Genomic DNA, 16,807 nt, shown 5'->3' with positions numbered 1-16,807 from the left:
GGGTGATGCGCGCGTCTGGATGCCGCTGAACCCCTGTAGCAGCGGCGCGAGCCGCGTCCGGCCTCACTGCGGTGTGTCAGGCTGAACGCATTCACCGCCGACGCGGCTTGCGCCGCTGCTACAGGGTGATGCGCGCTGCTATATGCCGCTGAACCAGTTGTAACCCTGGTCTTCCCAGTAGCCGCCGGGGTAGTCGTTGCTGACGAAGATCTCGACGATGTGCTTGGGATTCTTGAAACCCAGCTTGGTCGGCACCCGGACTCTTAACGGATAGCCGTATTCAGGCGGCAGCGCCACTTCGGCGTAGTCCAGCGCAAGGAGGGTCTGTGGGTGCAGCGCGGTGGGCATGTCCAGGCTCGAGTAGTAGCGGTCGGCGCACTTGAATCCGACGAATTTGGCCGTGGTATCGGCGCCAATGTGCTCGAGGAAGGTTTTCAGCGGCACCCCGCCCCACTGGCCAATGGCGCTCCAGCCTTCGACGCAGATCAGCCGGGTGATGTCTGTCTGCTGCGGAAGCTTGCGCAGGCCTTCGAGTGTCCACGCCGCCTTGTCGCGAACCAGGCCGGATACCGCCAGGGCGTAACCCGGCACGTCGATGTCCGGGATGTCGTCTTCGCTGTAGAAAGCGTTGAACGGAAAGGGTTGGGTCATCTGTGCCTTGCTGTAGGTAGGCGCCAGACGCTGGCCGTTGAACAGCCAGGCTTGCACCCGATCGTTCCAGCGCGACATGGCCCAGAGCACCTTGTCGACCTGATCGCCATCCTGCAGATTGCAGCCGCTGAGCATCGCCATGGCGCCGACGGTAAGGCCGCCGCGCAGAAAGTGTCGGCGTTGCAGGTTTTCGAGCTGGCTACGCTGGGCGGGCTCCAGCGTTATCGGGGCGCCCCGGCGAGATTTGGGTTCAGTCATGATCGTTCTTCCCGGTGGTCGAAGGCCTTACCCCGCCGGTGATCATCGGCGGCAGCGTCTTGGGCACCAGCAGCACCAGGGCCAAGTGCACGACTGTGAAGGCGCCGATGGCAGACATGGCGGCGAAATGGACGTAGCGAGCGAAATCGTAGCCGCCCAGCAGTGCTACCAATTCCTGGAACTGGATGGGCTTCCAGATGGCTACCCCGGATACCAGGATCAGCACGCCGGCCGCCAGTACCAGCCAGTACATCAAGCGCTGTACGGCGTTGTAGACGCCCTTTTCATGGATCAGCCGCAGACGCAGCGCATCGCGCAGGTCGCGTTTGACCGCGCTGGGGGTGATCGGCAGCAAATCGCGCTTGAAATGGCGGCTGATCAATCCGTAGAGGACATAGATGAGGCCATTGATGACCAACAGCCACATCACCGCGAAATGCCAAGCTATCGCGCCGCCCAGCCAACCACCCAGAGTGAACGAGGTCGGAAAACGGAACGCGAACAGTGGGGAGGCGTTGTAGATACCCCAGCCACTCATGAACATGCAGGTCATGCCGAAGGCATTGATCCAGTGAGTGAGGCGTACCGTCAGTGAATGTATGCGACGCACGGCCATGGAATGGCCCTCCCATGTCAAAGAAACACACCACCGCGCCCTTCGCGGCCGATGACCGCTCCCACAAGGGGCAGGATGCGCCAACCCCCTGTAGGAGCGGTCCGTGGCCGCGAAAAGGGCGCTGCGGAGAATCAGATATACCGCGGTGCGCCATTTGCGGCCGATGACCGCTCCCACAAGGGGCAGGATGCGCCAATCCCCTGTGGGAGCGGTCCGTGGCCGCGAAAAGGACGCCGCGGAGAATCAGATATACCGCGGTGCGCCCTTCACGGCCGATGACCGCTCCCACAAGGGGGCAGGATGCGCCAACCCCCTGTAGGCGCGGTCCGTGGCCGCGAAAAGGGCGCTGCGGAGAATCAGATATACCGCGGTGCGCCATTCGCGGCCGATGACCGCTCCCACAAGGGGCAGGATGCGCCAATCCCCTGTGGGAGCGGTCCGTGGCCGCGAAAAGGACGCCGCGGAGAATCAGATATACCGCGGTGCGCCATTCGCGGGCAGAGACCCGCTCCCACATTGACGCGGTGACTGCGCGGGTAAGGCCCAGGTTACATCGGTGGCTGGAAGCCATCCTTGCCTACAGCCACGCCGCGGGCGATCTTGCCGTCTTCGGCAGGGAACACGACGATCTTGGCGCCTTTCACCAGTTGCTCCGACTTGCCGGCTTCGACATAGGCAATCGGCACATCTTCAGGCACGACGACCTGTTTCTCGCCGCCCTTGTAGTTCACGGTCAGGGTCCGACCATTGGCCTGGGCCAGCTTGCCCACCGTGCCGTTGGTCATGGTGCCGGTAGTACCGTCAGCGTTTTCCCAACCGTAGTGCCCTTCCCCGCTGCCTTTCAGGCTAGGTTCGAACACGGTCACTTCCAGCGCCTTCAACGTGCCGTCTGCCTGGGGAGTAGCCGCCGAGCCGATGAAGCTGTCAGCCTTGATCGAGTCGATGTTGGCCTTGGACACCAGGCGGATGCCGGTCTTGTCGGTCAGGCCGATGGTCTGGTGCGCGCCGCTGCGGGTGGTGAAAGACAAGGTGTTGTTGTCCAGGCCATCGACCGTGCCACGCATCGGCTTGACCACCGGCATGTCTGCAGCCGAAGCCATCACGGCGGCACTGAGCAGCAACGTGCCGAGAGTGGTCGACAGGGCAGTTTTGATCTTCATCGGTACGACTCCTTGCGGTAGGTGTGCACCCATCCTCGGCCACCAACCCGCACGCGCGCATGACCGCTCGATGACATTTCTGTCATTCGCGCGGCATGCGCCTCGATGACAGTAATGTAACCGACAGCGCCGCGCCGCTTGGTTAGACTGCCTTGTGCGAAGCCATCCGCCGCGAACCCTCAACAACGCGAACCGTGAACGCCCGAGCGAGCCTGATCGATGCATATCCTCTTGATCGAAGACGACACCAAGACCGGCGAGTACCTGAAAAAGGGTCTCGGCGAATCCGGCTACAACGTCGACTGGGCGCAGCACGGTGCCGATGGCCTGCACCTGGCGCTGGAAAACCCCTACGACCTGCTGGTGCTCGACGTCATGCTGCCCGGCATCGACGGTTTCCAGATCATGGAGGTGCTGCGCGCGCGGCAGAATGTACCGGTGCTGTTTCTGACCGCCCGCGACCAGCTGCAAGACCGCATTCGTGGCCTGGAACTGGGCGCCGACGACTACCTGGTAAAGCCCTTTTCGTTCACCGAACTGCTGTTGCGCATTCGCACCATCCTGCGTCGTGGCAGCGCCCGTGAGGCCGATCGCTTCCACCTCGCCGACCTCGAACTGGACCTGCTGCGCCGCCGGGTGACCCGGCAACAGGAAGTGATCACCCTGACCAACAAGGAGTTCGCCCTGCTGCACCTGCTGCTGCGTCGCGAAGGCGACGTACTCTCGCGCACCCAGATCGCTTCGGAAGTGTGGGACATGAATTTCGACAGCGATACCAATGTCGTCGACGTCGCGGTCAAGCGCCTGCGCAGCAAGGTCGACCAGCCTTACCCGGTCAAGCTCATCCACACCGTGCGCGGCATCGGTTACGTCTGCGAGGTGCGGGCATGCGAAGCCGACGCCAACCTTCCCTGACCCTGCGCTCGACCCTGGCCTTCTCTCTTGTGGCCATGCTTACCGTGGCCGGCGCCGGCTGGTACCTGTACGAATCGATGAAAGCGTCGGTGCTGCAGCGCAGCGACAACGCGGTGCTGGGGCGCCTCGACCACTTCCGCAAACTGCTGCACTACGACCTGACCCTGGACAAGCTGTCGAGCAGCCCACAGATCTTCCAGAACATGCTCGGCAGCGAAGACGATATCTTCGTCATTGCCGAGACCGGTCAGCCACCGGTGATTCAGGTCAATCCGCTGCACGCGACCCTGCCCTCACTGCCTGCGGTCGCCCATGACGCCGTCCCCGGCAGCGCCGACCTGCGCACCGGAATGGCGCCTTCGGGCATACCGTTGCGGGCCGCAAGCGTATTGACCACCTCCGGCGGCCGCGAAGTGAAGCTCACGGCTGCGCACATCATGGTCAAGGAGATGGCCATGCTCGGCGAGTTTCGCCAACGGATCTACCTGGCCGTGGGCATGGCTTTCCTGCTCACCGCGCTGCTCGGCTTCGTGCTGCTGCGCCGCGGCTTGCGGCCACTGCGCGAGATGGCGGCGCACGCCACCGACATCTCTCCGGCGCGCCTGCACAGCCGCATGAGCAGCGACAACACGCCGGTCGAACTGCAACAGTTGAGCGACGCCTACAATGCCATGCTCGATCGCCTGGCCGAGGGCTATCAGCGCCTGACCCAGTTCTCCGCCGACCTTGCCCACGAGATCCGCACCCCGGTGGGCTCGTTGATGGGGCACTGTCAGGTCGCCCTGCGCCAGGGCCGCAGTGCGGACGAATACCAGACGCTGCTGGCGTCGAATCTGGAGGAGCTCGAGCGTATTTCGCGCATCGTCGAAAGCATCCTGTTCCTCGCACGTGCCGACGACGCCCAGGCGGTGGTGCAGCGCCAGCCGCTGCAGGTGCACGACGAGCTGGAGCGGGTCACCGACTATTTCGAAGGTCTCGCCGAAGAGCGAAAGATTCGCCTGCTGATCTCGGGCGACGCCACCCTTCACGCCGACCCGCTGCTGTTGCGGCGCGCGTTGAGCAACCTGGTCGCCAACGCGATCCGCTACGCCGACCCGCACAGCGATGTACTGATCAGCGTCGAGTCGGCAGAGGGGCAATGCGTGATCGTGGTAGAAAATCAAGGCCCTGCGTTGGAGCCTTCGGCGCTGAGCAACCTGTTCGATCGCTTCTACCGGGGCGACGCGTCGCGCCAGCAGAATTCGGACTCCAATGGCCTGGGACTGGCCATTGTCGCGGCGATCATGCAACTGCACGCCGGTGAGGCCAGCGTGACCCAACCCCAGCCCGGACGCATCCGGTTTGCGCTGCATTTCCCGGCGCTGCAAAGCCGCTGAAACAACTCTATTGGGGTTTCTGCCTGGACCGAAACGCCGCCACTTTCATGCGATTGCCACAAGTCGCCATGCTGCACCAGCGGCGTCGATGGGACTTGCTCAGGTCGTGAAAGAACAGCACGCAGTCATGGGCTTCGCATTGCCGAACGAACTCGAATGTGTCCCCCGTGACCAGTCTGGCCAGAGCGTCGGCCACCGGCCACAGCAGGCTTGCCGAGCCGGCATCCCTCGGCTCGACCTCGATGCGAAACGCCTGAGCGGCGCCATTCCACTGCACGCGGCTGACCGGGCGCCCGGCCTCGAGGACCTGGTTGACCACGCCAGGGTCGGCTTCTGCGCCGGTCATCGCGGCGCTCACCAATGCCCTGGCACACGCGCGCAGCGCACGGGCCTGGGTCAATAGCCCGCGCGCAGTGTCCGTCTGGTCATGTCGCGCGGGCAGGCCGGCAGCCTCGAGCCACTTCAGTACGTTCTCGTCGTCGCGCAGGCAATCGTGCTGCTGATCGCCCACGCCGTATTCGGTATTGATGAAATCCAGCGCAAGGTTGTCGGCCACGAACAACGTGTCGGGCGTGGTAAGGGTGAGATCCATGACGCACCGTAACTTATAAAATTAGTTTGACAGGTTACCAAAATCATACGTAACCTTCAAACACACAGATAAAGGGTTACTTAAGGAGCCGTCATGACCATTTCGAAATCCGCAGCCGCGCTTGCCGCTTCGCTGCTGACCAGCGCCGCGCCGAACGCCCATGCCGACCGCACGGTGCACTACCGTTACGAGCAGGTCGGCGATGTCAACGTGTTCTACCGAGAAGCCGGCGATCCGGGCGCGCCCACGGTGTTGCTGCTGCACGGTTTTGCCGCCTCTTCATTCATGTTTCGCGACCTGATTCCGCAACTGGCCGACCGCTACCATGTGATCGCGCCGGATCTGCCTGCATTCGGCTTCACCGAAGCACCCGCCAGAGGCCAATACGCCTACACCTTCCGCCAACTGGCGCAGACCATCGGCCAGTTCACCGAGCAGCTCGAGCTGGACCGCTACGCGCTGATGGTCCACGACTACGGTGCCCCGGTGGGTTGGCGCCTGGCCGTGGCTCACCCCGAACGCGTGAGTGCGATCATTTCGCAGAACGGCAACGCCTATGAGGAAGGTTTGGGCGCTGGTTGGGCACCCATCCAGACCTACTGGCGCGAGCCCACCCAAGAGCACCGCGATGCCCTGCGGGACTTCCCGACCCCGGCTTCGATCAAATGGCAGTACCTGGAAGGCGTCAGCGACCCGAGCGCGGTTTCACCGGACGGCTACACCCTGGAAGGCCTGCAGATCTCGCGGCCCGGCAATGCCGACATCCAGCTCGACCTGGTACTGGATTACGCCTCCAACGTGGCGCTGTACCCGGCCTTTCAGGACTACTTCCGCCAGTACCAGCCGCCCCTGCTGGCAGTGTGGGGCGAGCATGACCCGTTCTTCCTTCCGGCCGGTGCGCAGGCCTGGAAGCGTGACCTGCCCCAGGCGGACATTCGCTTCTACGACACCGGCCACTTCGCCTTGGAAACCCATGGCCGGGAGATCATTCCGGTTATCCGCGAGTTTCTCGACAAGAACGTTCGTTGAGGGGTCGTTGCCGAACGCGCCGCCGAGCGAGACGGTATTGAGCAATAGGTGGCAGGATGCTGTCGTACCAGCACCTCCCACCAAGGACCCGCATCCATGCTCTACGTCGTTCTGCTTGGCGGCAAGCACCCCAAGGCACGCATCGAAGTGCACGACATCGCCTGCGTCGTCGCCGACTCGCTCGAAGCGACCTATCCGCAGCTGAGGGCAGACTGGTTCGGCAGTCAGAAAGGTTTGCACGTCGATGCCTGGATGGCGGTGGACGGTATCGACCAGTGGAAGGTCGAGTTCAGCCCGCTGGCGCCCAGCGCCGGCATGCCGCGGCTGTATGTGATCAACCTTGGCGGCTACGAGGCGCGGTCGTTCGGCGAAGCGCACCACTATGTGCTGGTGGTGGCGCACACGGCTCGAGACGCCAAGAATCGCGCCCGCCGCCAGTGCCTCGAACACTGGCACCAGCCCCACACCGACGCCGTATTGGACGTGGACGATTGCGTGCCGATCGACCAGGTCGGCGGTCGCTACGTGCACCTGGTCGAGGGCCCGCATCAAGGCATCGAACAGCGCAATGAATACATCGTGCTGCCGTAGAACATCAGTCGGACCGCAGCATGCCCTTTCGCGGCCAATGACCGCTCCCACGAAGGTTCACTCACACCCTGTGGGAGCGGGCTCTGCCCGCGAGAAGAACGCCGCGGTGAATCAGCCGTAACGCGATGCGCCCTTTCGCGGCCAATGACCGCTCCCACAAAGGTTCACTCACACCCTGTAGGAGCGGGCTCTGCCCGCGAGAAGAACGCCGCGGTGAATCAGCCGTAACGCGATGCGCCCTTCGCGGCCAATGACCGCTCCCACAAAGGTTCACTCACACCCTGTGGGAGCGGTCCGTGGCCGCGAAAAGAACGCCGCGGTGAATCAGCCGTAACGCGATGCGCCGTTCGCGGCCGATGACCGCTCCCACGAAGGTTCACTCACACCCTGTGGGAGCGGGCTCTGCCCGCGAAAAGAACGCCGCGGTGGATCAGGCATTGCCTGATCGGGTCGCACGCCAGTGGGCGATTTGCTGCTCAATGTTCCAGTGGATGATCCGTTCGAACAGTGCCTGGGTGAACGCGGGGTCGAAGCCGGCCAAAGCGGCCCATTCCAGGCGCTGTTCGAGCATGGCCGCGACTCGCTCGGGGGCCGGGATCGATTCCTCGCTGGGTTTGAATTGCGCTGCGGCCTTGACGTACTGCAAACGCTGCACCAAGGCGTCGAAGATCTGCCGGTCGTGCCAGTCGATGCCGCAGCGGATGTCGTCCAGGTGGGCACAGTCCTGGGGTGTAGGTGGCTGATTCAAGATGGTCGCTCTCGTTCGTCAGGTGGAATGGGCAAGGTGGTGTCCAATGAGCCGGGTATCACGCACGGTCGAGGCCGGCCCCGACAGTCCAGGACGCGCTGCGCGGTGGCGGCTGGGTGTTCGAATGCCAGCTGCGCTGCAAGGTGGCGCGCCAGGCCTCCGGACGCGCCTCGGCGATCACCTCGTCGATCAACGCATCGATGACCTGGGTGTCGCGGTGATGCGGCGTTGTGATCAGGTGCGCGGTATCGCCCGAGGTGGCCAGGCCGTACTTGCGGGCAATCCCCGGCGACGGGCAGGGAAACACCACAGTGATGGAGTTCGGGTTGCGCCACGCGTCGATGCCGCCGGCACGCAACCGATTGACCGCGTATTGGGCACTCTTCAGGCTGTGCGCCACCCGACGGCGCCACTGGGCTGGCGAATGGGTGCGCAGCGCCGCCCACATGATCATCGGCGTGTGGCCGTTGCGCGAGCCGCTGATGGTCTTGTCGCTCGCCGAAATGTAGTCCACCTCCACCGAGATGCGCTCGACGTTCCTGCGTTTGGCCACAACGATGCCGCAGGGAATCGGCGAGCCGATCATCTTGTGCCCGGATACGCAGATGGAATCGATGCCCGCGGCGAAGGTGAATGGCTGCGGCGTATCAACGAACGGCAGAATCATCCCGCTCAGCGCGGCATCGGCATGCAGGTAGTAGTCACGCCGCGCAATACCTGCCTGTTGCAGGCGCGCCTGGATGATCGCGATGTCGTCGACGGCGCCGCGCATGGTAGTGCCGATGTTGGCAAAGATGATCGGGTGCCTTTCCCCGTCCGCCGCGATCTTCGCCAGCAAGTCGTCATAGTCGATCTCGCCATTGGGCAACGCGTCCACGGCGCGGCATTTGATGCGCAGCAGCTTGACGATCTTGGCCACCGAATAGTGGGTGTCCCGCGAATAGTACAAGGTGCCATCGGGAAACAGCTCTCGCGCCAGATAGCAGCCGAACATGTTGCCTTCGGTGCCGCCGTTGGTGACATAGCCCCAGCTGTCCTCGCGGCGAATATCGAACAGATCGGCGAAGTACGCCATGACGTCCTTTTCGAAGTCAAAGGAGTTGAGCACGTAGTTGCTGTGTTCGCCCCAGTCGCCGCAGTTGTTGATGGAAAAGCGCAGGAAGCGCTCGAGCGTGCTGTAGTCGAAATCGGCATTTTCCGGGTAGCCAATGTTGAAGAACTGATGCTCCAGGCAGTGTCGCCAGAAATCATCGAGTCGAGCGGTGTCGGCAGTAGACAATGTCATCGTGGATCCTTTCTGGAATGACCAGGCGAGCCGCACTGCACCGGCACGGCTCGCCGTTTGAATCAGGCAGCTTTCTGACGGCTCTCGACCAGCGCCCACCAGTTGGCCAGGGTCGGTTCGGTGGCCAGTTCCTCGAAGCTCACGGCCACGCCGCGCTCTTTGAGCTCGGCCGCCAGGCGCATCACCTGGAGGGAATCCAGCCCGTAGAAAATCAGGTTTTCCTGAGGGTCGAGGGCGTCACCGTCCTCGATCAGCTGCAGCAGACGTGTCTGCAGCCAAGTGCGGTTGTCTTCCACCGCCAGCAGTTGGCGCAGCCGCTTCTTGTCGATCTTGCCCACGGCCGTCAACGGCATGCTCGGGATCATCCGAATGCGATCGGGCAACTTGTATTCGGCGATGCCCAGCGCCAGCAGGTGACGGCGCAGCGCGGGCGCCTTGAGCGTCGGATCGCGGGTGACCACGAACGCGCAGCTCTTCTCGCCCAAGGCCTGGTCCGGCATTGCCACCAGCCCGGCGTGGGTCACGTCCGGGTGCAGCACGATGAGGTTTTCGATCTCTTCGGAAGCGATCTTCTCGCCACCACGGTTGACCTGATCCTTGATCCGGCCGACCACGCGCAGGTCACCACTGGGCAGACGCTGCACCAGGTCGCCGGAATAGTAATAGCCCTGTTCGTCGAACGCCTGGGCGTTCTGCTGCGGACTGTTGTAGTAGCCGCAGAAAGTGTACGGACCTCGGGTAGCGAGCATTCCCGGCTGGCCGCTGGGCACCTCGGCGCCCTGCTCGTCGACGATTTTGATTTCATCACCGGGGCTCACCGGACGCCCCTGGGTGGTGAACACCTGCTCGTCGCTGTCGTCCAGGCGGGTGTAGTTGATCAACCCTTCGGCCATGCCGAACACTTGCTGCAACTGGCAGCCCAGCACCGCCGGCACCTGGCGCGCCAACGAGTCGGCGAACACCGCGCCGCCCACCTGCAGGTAGTGCAGCGATTGCAACTGCGCGCGATGCTGTGGCGCGGCCTGCAGCCACAGGGCAACGGCACTGGGCACCAGGGCCACGGTATTGACCGCATGCCGCTGGATGAGGGCGAAGCACGCCAGCGGCTCGGGGTTGTCGGCCATGATCACGCAGCCACCGGCGTGAAACACGCCCAGCGCGCCTGGCGAGCTGAGCAGGAAATTGTGCGCAGCCGGCAAGGCACACAGAAAGCGCGTCTGCGCGGTAAGGGCGCAGACCTCGGCGCAGGCTCGCGCGTTGTAGTGGTAGTCGTTGTGGGTGCGCGGGATCAATTTCGGCGTACCGGTGCTGCCGCCGGACAGCTGGAACAGCGCCACTTCATCGGCGGCCGTGGGTGCATAGGTGACCTGTTCGGTGGCCGGCGTCTCGATCCATTCGGCAAGGCTGTGTTCGCTGCGCGAATCGCCCAGAAACAGAGCTACCCGAGGCTGGGCCGTGGCCTGCTCGAACAGGCTTTCATAGCTGTCATCGCGAAACACTTCGTGCTCGCGCGAGGCGATCAACAATTGCGGCGACAGCTGCTTGACGTAAGCGCCCAGCTCCAGCTTGCGGTGGCTGAACAATGCGTTGAGCGGCACGATGCCGGCCTTGAACAAGGCAAACAATACGACGTAGAACTCGGCAATGTTGGGCAGCTGGACCAGCGCCGCATCGCCACGACCCAGGCCGCGTGCAGCCAGGCGCGAGGCCAGGTTGGACGAGAGACGGTCAAGCTCGGCGTAGGTGAAGCTGCGCTCGCCGCAGATGATCGCCGGCGCGTCGGGTTGTGCCTCGCAGCGCTCATCGAGAATGCGCGTCAGTGGCTGGTCGAGCCAGTAGCCGAGGTCGCGATAGGCCTGGGCACGGTCCTGCGGCCAGCGGGTGAATTCGATAGTCATGGTTTCACTCGTCATGAGGAAGGGGGAATCACGCGTGCAGTCCGCACGCCTGGAGCATGGTGCGCAGCTTGGTCTGGACCTCGGCCCATTCCGCCGCCGGTTGCGAGGCTTCGACGATACCGGCGCCGGCGAACAGCCTGACCCGCGGGCCTGAAACCGTGCCGCAGCGAATGGTCACGACCCATTCGCCGTTGCCCTGGGAGTCGCACCAGCCGACCATGCCGGTGAACAGGCCGCGCTCGGTGGGTTCGACGAAACGAATCAGACGCCGCGCCAATTCGGTGGGGAAACCGCACACGGCAGGCGTGGGGTGCAGGCGACAGGCCAGTTGCAGGGCCGACACCGAGGGGTCGGCAAGGGTGCCTTCGATGCGCGTCGACAGGTGCCAGAGGGTCGGGGTGCTGATCAGCGAGGGCCGTTGCGGTACGTCGAGGCGGGTACACAGCTCGCTGACCCGTGCGGCGATATCCGAGGTGACGAAGCCATGCTCGTAGTGGTCCTTGTCCGACTCGGACAGCCACTGGGCATTGCGGCGGTCGGCGTCGGCATCGGCCATGCGCTTGGCCGAACCGGCCAGCGGATTGGAGACGAACGAGGCGCCGTGCTTGCGCACCAGCAACTCGGGGCTCACGCCCAGCAAGGTGGCGCCGTCGGCCATGGGCACGCGGAAGTGATAGCCGCTGGGATTCTGCACGCGCAGGTTATGGGCCAGGGCGTTCACGTCGATGTCCTGGCTGAACACCAGTTCGCGCTGCACCGACAGCACCGCCTTGCGCACGTCGCTGTAGCCGAAGTTGGCCACGGCGTGCTCCACCGAGCGCATGAATGCGTGCTCGTCGGGCAGGTTGCGTTGCTCCAGCAGCGACGGCATGGGGCTCGGCGTGCCCGCCGCGTCCGGCTGCAGATCGTGCCACTGCGCCTGCTCCGGAACGAAGAGGCACGACGCTTCGGACGGGTCGAAGGGAATTGCGCCGACCACCATCGGCACGGCCTGCCCGGCCTTTCGAGCCTGCTCGAAAGCGCGCTGGACCGCCTGCTGGAAGCGACCTTGCGCGTCCTGTCCGCCTACCGCCGGCGCCTCGATGCGTTGCAGCAACCCATGGGCCCGCAACTCGCGCTGACCCGACATGAACGAAAAATTGTCATCTTTCACAACGTGTTGCACGTCTTGCGGCGCAGTCGCCCTGACGATGGCTGATCTCATCTTCGGTGTCGCCTCCCTGCCCTGAACTGTAATTTTTAATTGCGAATGTGAATGATTATTGTTTCTAATGGTGACGACATAAACGGAACGTTGTCAATCACGTGAGACGAGTGAGCCATGCGAGAGTTAACTTCAATGCAAGCCGCCTGCTGGATCGGGCGCACTGCTCATGCGGCCTTGGGGAACGTGTCAGCTCACCTGTACGCCGAGTTCGATGGCCAGGGAATCGACCTCGAACGCCTGCGCTCGGCGCTGGAAGATGCCTGTAGCCGTCACCCGATGTTGCGGCTGCGAGTCAGCCCCGAGGGCTTGCAACACACCCCGCCAACGGCTCGCGCGCCGTCGCTTGAAGTCGACGACTTGACCGATCTGCCGGCCGTGCAAATGCAACAGGCGCTGCAGCGCAAACGCGAAGCCTGGACCCATCAGCAGCTGGACCTGGTCCACGTCGGCGGGCTGCGCGTGGGCGTCAGCCTGCTGCCCGAGGATCGCTTTCGCCTGCACGTCGACAGCGACATGATCGCCATCGACCCGTCCAGTTTTCCCACGCTGATGGAAGACCTGGCCGCCGGCTACGAAGCACCTGGGCAGCCGCCGTCGACGCCGCCGACGTTTTTCCAGTGGCTGGACACCTTGAGGGCAGACCCCGCGGCGAAGGCCGCCCGCGACCGCGACCGCCACTGGTGGCGCCAGCGCCTGGACCACATCGCACCCGCCCCTACCCTGCCCCTGCTCGAATCAAGCGCAGCGCAGCCACACAGCCAGCGCCTGCACACCTGGCTCGACGCCGGGCACTACCAGGCCCTGCAGAGGCTGGCGCGGGAGCGCCGACTGACCCTGTCCAATCTGATGCTGGGGCTGTTCGCGTCGGTGCTCGGCGAGCGCACCGGCGATCCACGCTTTCGCCTCAATGTCCCCAGCTTCTGGCGCGCGCCGCTGCAGCCGCAGGTGCAGGTGCAGGGCACCATCGGCGAGTTCGCCAACGTGCTGATCGTCGACGTGGATATGGCCCGCGCCAGCAGCCCGGCGACGCTGTGCCGGCAGCTGGGTGACAGCTTGATCCAGGCCCTGGAGCACTGCGCCTATTCCGGCGTCGACCTGATGCGCGACCTGTCGCGGCATACGGGCTCGGCGCAACTGGCGCCGGTGGTTTTCACCGCTGCCCTGGAGCGCAGCCAGGGCGAGCTGTTGTCCGACCGTGTGCGACGGGTGTTCGGCCCGATGAACTGGGTGATCTCGCAAGGCCCGCAGGTGGCCCTGGACGTTCAGGTCGCTCACATCGACCAGGGGCTTTCGATCAACTGGGACATCCGTGTCGATGCCCTGCCGCTGACCTGGGTGTCCACCCTGTTCGAGCGCTTCGTCGCGCTGGTGCAAGCGGTTGCCGCCGATCCGGCATGCCTGGATCAACCCCTGTCGCCGCCGGCTCGACGGCCGTTGAACGCTCTGCAGCAGGCCTACCTGCTGGGGCGCGGCGCACACATGCCGCTGGGCGGCGTGGCCATGCAGGAATTCCGTGAATACCGCGGGCACATCGATACAGTCCTGCTGCGTACGCGCCTGGCCGACATGGTCCGGCGCCATCCGAGCCTGCGTACCCACATCGATGCCCAGCACTGTGTGCAGTACGTCAGCGATGTGGTCGAGCCCCATCTGGATGAAATCGACCTGCGCCACTTACCCCTGAGCGATGGCCTGCGCGAGGTGGAAGAGCGCCGCGAAGCCTACGCACATGCCGTGTCCGGTCTGCACGCGGCACCGTGGAACGTCACGCTGTTCGAGCTGGCGCAGGACCAGCACGTCGTGTTCGTGCGCATGGACGCCCTGATTCTTGACGGCCACTCCATCGCCGCCTTGCTGGTGGAGCTGTTCACCGGCACGCCCGCGCAGCACTCGGAAACAGCGGCCTCGCTACCGGCGCCGGCCGCGACCGAGCAACGCAAGGCAGACATGGCCTACTGGCGCGACAAGCTGGCGGCCGTCAGCGGGCCGCCCTGCCTGCCGTGGAAACAACCGCTTGCCAAGGCCGGCCCGTCTCGCTATCAACGGCAGAGTCTGCAGGTGCCGCAATCGCGCTTTGCAGCGCTGAGCCGGCGGGCCGCACAGCAGCGTCTGTTCAAGAACTCCGCACTCATGGCGGTGGTTCTGGAAGTGCTCTCGCACTGGCTCGCGGAGGGCGACCTGTGCGTTGCCCTGCCGGTCGCCCCCAACAGCGGCGCCGACCTGGCCAACCACTCGAGTTTCATCGCCATCAACTGGGCCGTCGATAAACGCCCGTTCATCGAGCGCGCCAAGGCGTTGCAGGTGGATGTGCTGGAGGGGTTGCAGCACCTGGCGTATTCCGCTGTCGACCTGACCCGGCTGCTGTTCGAGCGACACGGCCCCGGGCCGGTGCTGCCGGTAGTGATCACCAGCGGCCTGTCCTGGCCGGTGATGCCTGCCGACAGCCCCATGCGCCTGCACACCGGGCTGACCCAGACGCCGCAGGTGGCCATGGACATTCGCCTGTCGACGGACACTGAAGGCTCACTGCGGGTCGATATCGACTATGCGCACGAGGTGCTGGATTCGACGCAGGTCGGCGACATCCTGCGCATGCTGGACAAAGCCGTCAGCCAGGTTGCCGCCCACGACAGCTTCACCCTGACCACGGCGCCGCTGCTCGACACCGGCCATTACCGCTCCAACAGCCCTGAACGCGATGCCTGCCAGGCGCCCTTCCTGGCCCGCATTGCCGAGCATGTGTTCGATGCCGACAACACCCGCACTGCACTCATCTGCGGAGCCAGGCGGCTGAGCTATGCCGAACTGGGCGACGGCGTGGCACGGGTGATCGCCGCCTTGCAGGCCCGAGGTCTCACCCGCGGTCAGGTGGTCGCGATCTGTCTGCCGCGCAGCCCGGAGCACACGATGCTGACCCTGGCCTGCGCGCTGACGGGGGTGATCTGGGTGCCCATCGACGCTCAGGCGCCCGAGCACCGTCGCCGCTACCTGCTGGATAACTGCCAACCCGATCTGGTCGTGCTGGCGGAACTGGAACCCATCGATCAGCCGGTGGCCGTCATCTCCGAGCTGCTCGCCCAAGACGCGCCCTTCCCCGCGTCGTTGCCTGATTTTTCCCTGAGTGAAGCACCCGCCTATTATCTGTACACCTCGGGCACCACGGGCCAGCCCAAATGCGTCGTGCTGAACAACCGCGCGACCGCCAGCGTCATCGGCAGCACGCTGGCACGGTGGCAGGTCAGCCAGAACGACGTGCTCATGTCAGTGACGCCGCTGCACCACGACATGTCGCTGTTCGACGTGTTCGGCAGCCTGAGTGCCGGTGCCACGTTGGTGCTGCCGGCGGTGAACGAGGACAAGGACGCGGTGCGTTGGAACCAGTTGATCGCCGAGCATCGGGTCAGCCTCTGGTGCTCGGTGCCGGCGATCGTGGAAATGCTTCTGGCCGGTCGCGGCGAGCATGACCTGCGCAGCCTGCGCCTGATCGCCCAGGGTGGCGACTACATCAAGCCGGTGGTGATCGCCCAGTTGCGCGAATGCCTGCCGCACGCCCGCCTGATCTCCCTGGGCGGGCCCACCGAGACCACCATCTGGAGCATCTGGCACGAGATCGGCAGCGACGACCGCACGCTGATTCCCTATGGACAGCCGTTGCCGGGCAATCGCTACCTGGTGCTCGATGAACACGGCCGGCATTGCCCGCCGGGCGTTGTCGGCCGTATCCATACCGCGGGCGTGAACCTGGCGCTGGGTTACCTGGACGGCGGCGAGTATGCGCAGACCGATTTCATCACGGTCGATGATGAACAGGGCCAGCCGATCAGGGCCTTCCGCAGCGGTGACCGCGGACGCTACCGCGCGGATGGCACGCTGATCTTCGACAGCCGGGTCAACGGCTATGTGAAAGTGCGCGGCGTGCGGGTGTCGCTGCCCGATGTCGAGAAGGTTTTGAGCCACCACCCCGCGCTGCGCCAGGTGCTGGTGGTGGATTACCAGGACCTCGGCCAGGGCGAAACCAATCTCGGCGCGCTGTATGTGAGCACTGCCGGCACGCAGGCAATCAGCGTCGTCCAATTGCGCAATTACGCCCGCGAACATTTGCAGCCTTCTCACCTGCCGACGCGCCTGCTGGCCGTTACTCAACTGCCGCTGTCGCAGAATGGCAAGGTCGACCGCCGGCGAGCACGCGAGCTGCTCGCCGTACCGGCCACCGAGTCGGCGCCGGGCGCGGACACGGTGGCGCTGTCCGTGCTGCAGGTCTACCTGAACGTGTTGGGCCGCCCGGCGCAGCACGCCGACGACGCGGCCACCGGCTTCATCAGCCTGGGCTTGCGACCACAGCACCTGAAAGCCATTGTGGCCGGACTGCGCGAGCGTTTCGCGGTGACGCTGTCGCCCGGCCAGCTGCTGCAGTGCCGCAACGCCCACGACGTGCAGCGCCTGCTCGCAAAAGACGCGGTTGGGCAGGCCCACTGAATCGA

Annotated in this window: 13 protein-coding genes; 5 read left to right on the top strand and 8 right to left on the bottom strand. The window is 64.6% G+C overall.

Translation table 11 applies throughout. The annotated features are described in order from the left end of the window. Positions 1–138: 138 nt before the first annotated feature. The 3 genes from IFT98_RS03500 to IFT98_RS03490 form a co-directional block, all read right to left on the bottom strand. A complete protein-coding gene (locus tag IFT98_RS03500) occupies positions 139–909 on the bottom strand; it encodes a molybdopterin-dependent oxidoreductase (RefSeq protein ID WP_192047291.1) in 771 nt (256 codons plus the stop codon). Beyond that, positions 902–1,525 carry a cytochrome b/b6 domain-containing protein gene (locus IFT98_RS03495; protein WP_192047292.1) on the bottom strand — a complete coding sequence of 208 codons (624 nt, stop codon included), beginning with the start codon at positions 1,523–1,525 and terminating at the stop codon, positions 902–904. Before IFT98_RS03495 ends, IFT98_RS03500 begins: the two co-directional genes overlap by 8 nt. 548 nt (positions 1,526–2,073) lie before the next feature. Then, a complete protein-coding gene (locus IFT98_RS03490) occupies positions 2,074–2,679 on the bottom strand; it encodes a hypothetical protein (RefSeq protein ID WP_122796911.1) in 606 nt (201 codons plus the stop codon). A 225-nt stretch (positions 2,680–2,904) separates the two neighbouring features. Between IFT98_RS03490 and IFT98_RS03485 the strand changes: the two genes are divergently transcribed. Both IFT98_RS03485 and IFT98_RS03480 read left to right on the top strand, forming a co-directional pair. Further along, on the top strand, positions 2,905–3,600 hold the full coding sequence (locus tag IFT98_RS03485) for a heavy metal response regulator transcription factor (RefSeq protein WP_122796709.1): 696 nt from the start codon (positions 2,905–2,907) through the stop codon (positions 3,598–3,600). Then, positions 3,573–4,976 carry a heavy metal sensor histidine kinase gene (locus IFT98_RS03480; protein WP_192047293.1) on the top strand — a complete coding sequence of 468 codons (1,404 nt, stop codon included), beginning with the start codon at positions 3,573–3,575 and terminating at the stop codon, positions 4,974–4,976. The genes IFT98_RS03485 and IFT98_RS03480 overlap by 28 nt, the downstream gene beginning before the upstream one ends. 7 nt (positions 4,977–4,983) lie before the next feature. Here IFT98_RS03480 and IFT98_RS03475 read toward each other — a convergent pair whose 3' ends face one another. Beyond that, on the bottom strand, positions 4,984–5,568 hold the full coding sequence (locus tag IFT98_RS03475; RefSeq protein WP_192047294.1) for a CGNR zinc finger domain-containing protein: 585 nt from the start codon (positions 5,566–5,568) through the stop codon (positions 4,984–4,986). 93 nt (positions 5,569–5,661) lie between these two features. On the opposite strand from IFT98_RS03475, the gene IFT98_RS03470 reads away from it, so the two are divergent. Next, entirely contained in the window at positions 5,662–6,597 is a 936-nt protein-coding gene (locus IFT98_RS03470) for an alpha/beta fold hydrolase (RefSeq protein WP_192047295.1), read from the top strand. A 96-nt stretch (positions 6,598–6,693) separates the two neighbouring features. After that, complete coding sequence (locus IFT98_RS03465; RefSeq protein WP_192047296.1) at positions 6,694–7,188, top strand: DUF1543 domain-containing protein; 495 nt, start codon at positions 6,694–6,696, stop codon at positions 7,186–7,188. Positions 7,189–7,618: 430 nt separating this feature from the next. Here IFT98_RS03465 and IFT98_RS03460 read toward each other — a convergent pair whose 3' ends face one another. From IFT98_RS03460 to IFT98_RS03445, 4 genes are all read right to left on the bottom strand, one after another. Then, a complete protein-coding gene (locus IFT98_RS03460; RefSeq protein WP_197976540.1) occupies positions 7,619–7,936 on the bottom strand; it encodes an isochorismate lyase in 318 nt (105 codons plus the stop codon). Between the two features lie 58 nt (positions 7,937–7,994). Continuing rightward, a complete protein-coding gene (locus IFT98_RS03455; protein WP_192047297.1) occupies positions 7,995–9,221 on the bottom strand; it encodes a histidine decarboxylase in 1,227 nt (408 codons plus the stop codon). A 62-nt stretch (positions 9,222–9,283) separates the two neighbouring features. Then, the gene (locus tag IFT98_RS03450) at positions 9,284–11,119 is read right to left on the bottom strand and encodes a (2,3-dihydroxybenzoyl)adenylate synthase (protein ID WP_192047298.1); all 1,836 of its coding nucleotides are present in this window, start codon (positions 11,117–11,119) and stop codon (positions 9,284–9,286) included. Between the two features lie 28 nt (positions 11,120–11,147). Then, positions 11,148–12,248, bottom strand: coding sequence for an isochorismate synthase (locus IFT98_RS03445; RefSeq protein ID WP_244650845.1), 1,101 nt, complete (start codon positions 12,246–12,248; stop codon positions 11,148–11,150). A 192-nt stretch (positions 12,249–12,440) separates the two neighbouring features. Here IFT98_RS03445 and IFT98_RS03440 point away from each other — a divergent pair, with 192 nt between their 5' ends. Then, a complete protein-coding gene (locus IFT98_RS03440) occupies positions 12,441–16,802 on the top strand; it encodes an amino acid adenylation domain-containing protein (RefSeq protein WP_192047300.1) in 4,362 nt (1,453 codons plus the stop codon). The last annotated feature ends 5 nt before the right edge of the window (positions 16,803–16,807 follow it).

The organism is Pseudomonas sp. CFBP 8770 (assembly GCF_014841705.1).
Lineage (GTDB): Bacteria > Pseudomonadota > Gammaproteobacteria > Pseudomonadales > Pseudomonadaceae > Aquipseudomonas.
Note: the sequence above shows the minus strand (reverse complement) of the source record. Positions and strands in the feature narration are given on the sequence as shown.

Coding starts and splice junctions, on each gene's coding strand:
- IFT98_RS03500 (WP_192047291.1), bottom strand. CDS start 909: ATGACTGAACCCAAATCTCGCCGGGGCGCCCCGATAACGCTGGAGCCC.
- IFT98_RS03440 (WP_192047300.1), top strand. CDS start 12,441: ATGCGAGAGTTAACTTCAATGCAAGCCGCCTGCTGGATCGGGCGCACT.
- IFT98_RS03485 (WP_122796709.1), top strand. CDS start 2,905: ATGCATATCCTCTTGATCGAAGACGACACCAAGACCGGCGAGTACCTG.
- IFT98_RS03465 (WP_192047296.1), top strand. CDS start 6,694: ATGCTCTACGTCGTTCTGCTTGGCGGCAAGCACCCCAAGGCACGCATC.
- IFT98_RS03475 (WP_192047294.1), bottom strand. CDS start 5,568: ATGGATCTCACCCTTACCACGCCCGACACGTTGTTCGTGGCCGACAAC.
- IFT98_RS03450 (WP_192047298.1), bottom strand. CDS start 11,119: ATGACTATCGAATTCACCCGCTGGCCGCAGGACCGTGCCCAGGCCTAT.
- IFT98_RS03470 (WP_192047295.1), top strand. CDS start 5,662: ATGACCATTTCGAAATCCGCAGCCGCGCTTGCCGCTTCGCTGCTGACC.
- IFT98_RS03480 (WP_192047293.1), top strand. CDS start 3,573: ATGCGAAGCCGACGCCAACCTTCCCTGACCCTGCGCTCGACCCTGGCC.
- IFT98_RS03495 (WP_192047292.1), bottom strand. CDS start 1,525: ATGGCCGTGCGTCGCATACATTCACTGACGGTACGCCTCACTCACTGG.
- IFT98_RS03455 (WP_192047297.1), bottom strand. CDS start 9,221: ATGACATTGTCTACTGCCGACACCGCTCGACTCGATGATTTCTGGCGA.
- IFT98_RS03445 (WP_244650845.1), bottom strand. CDS start 12,248: ATGTCGGGTCAGCGCGAGTTGCGGGCCCATGGGTTGCTGCAACGCATC.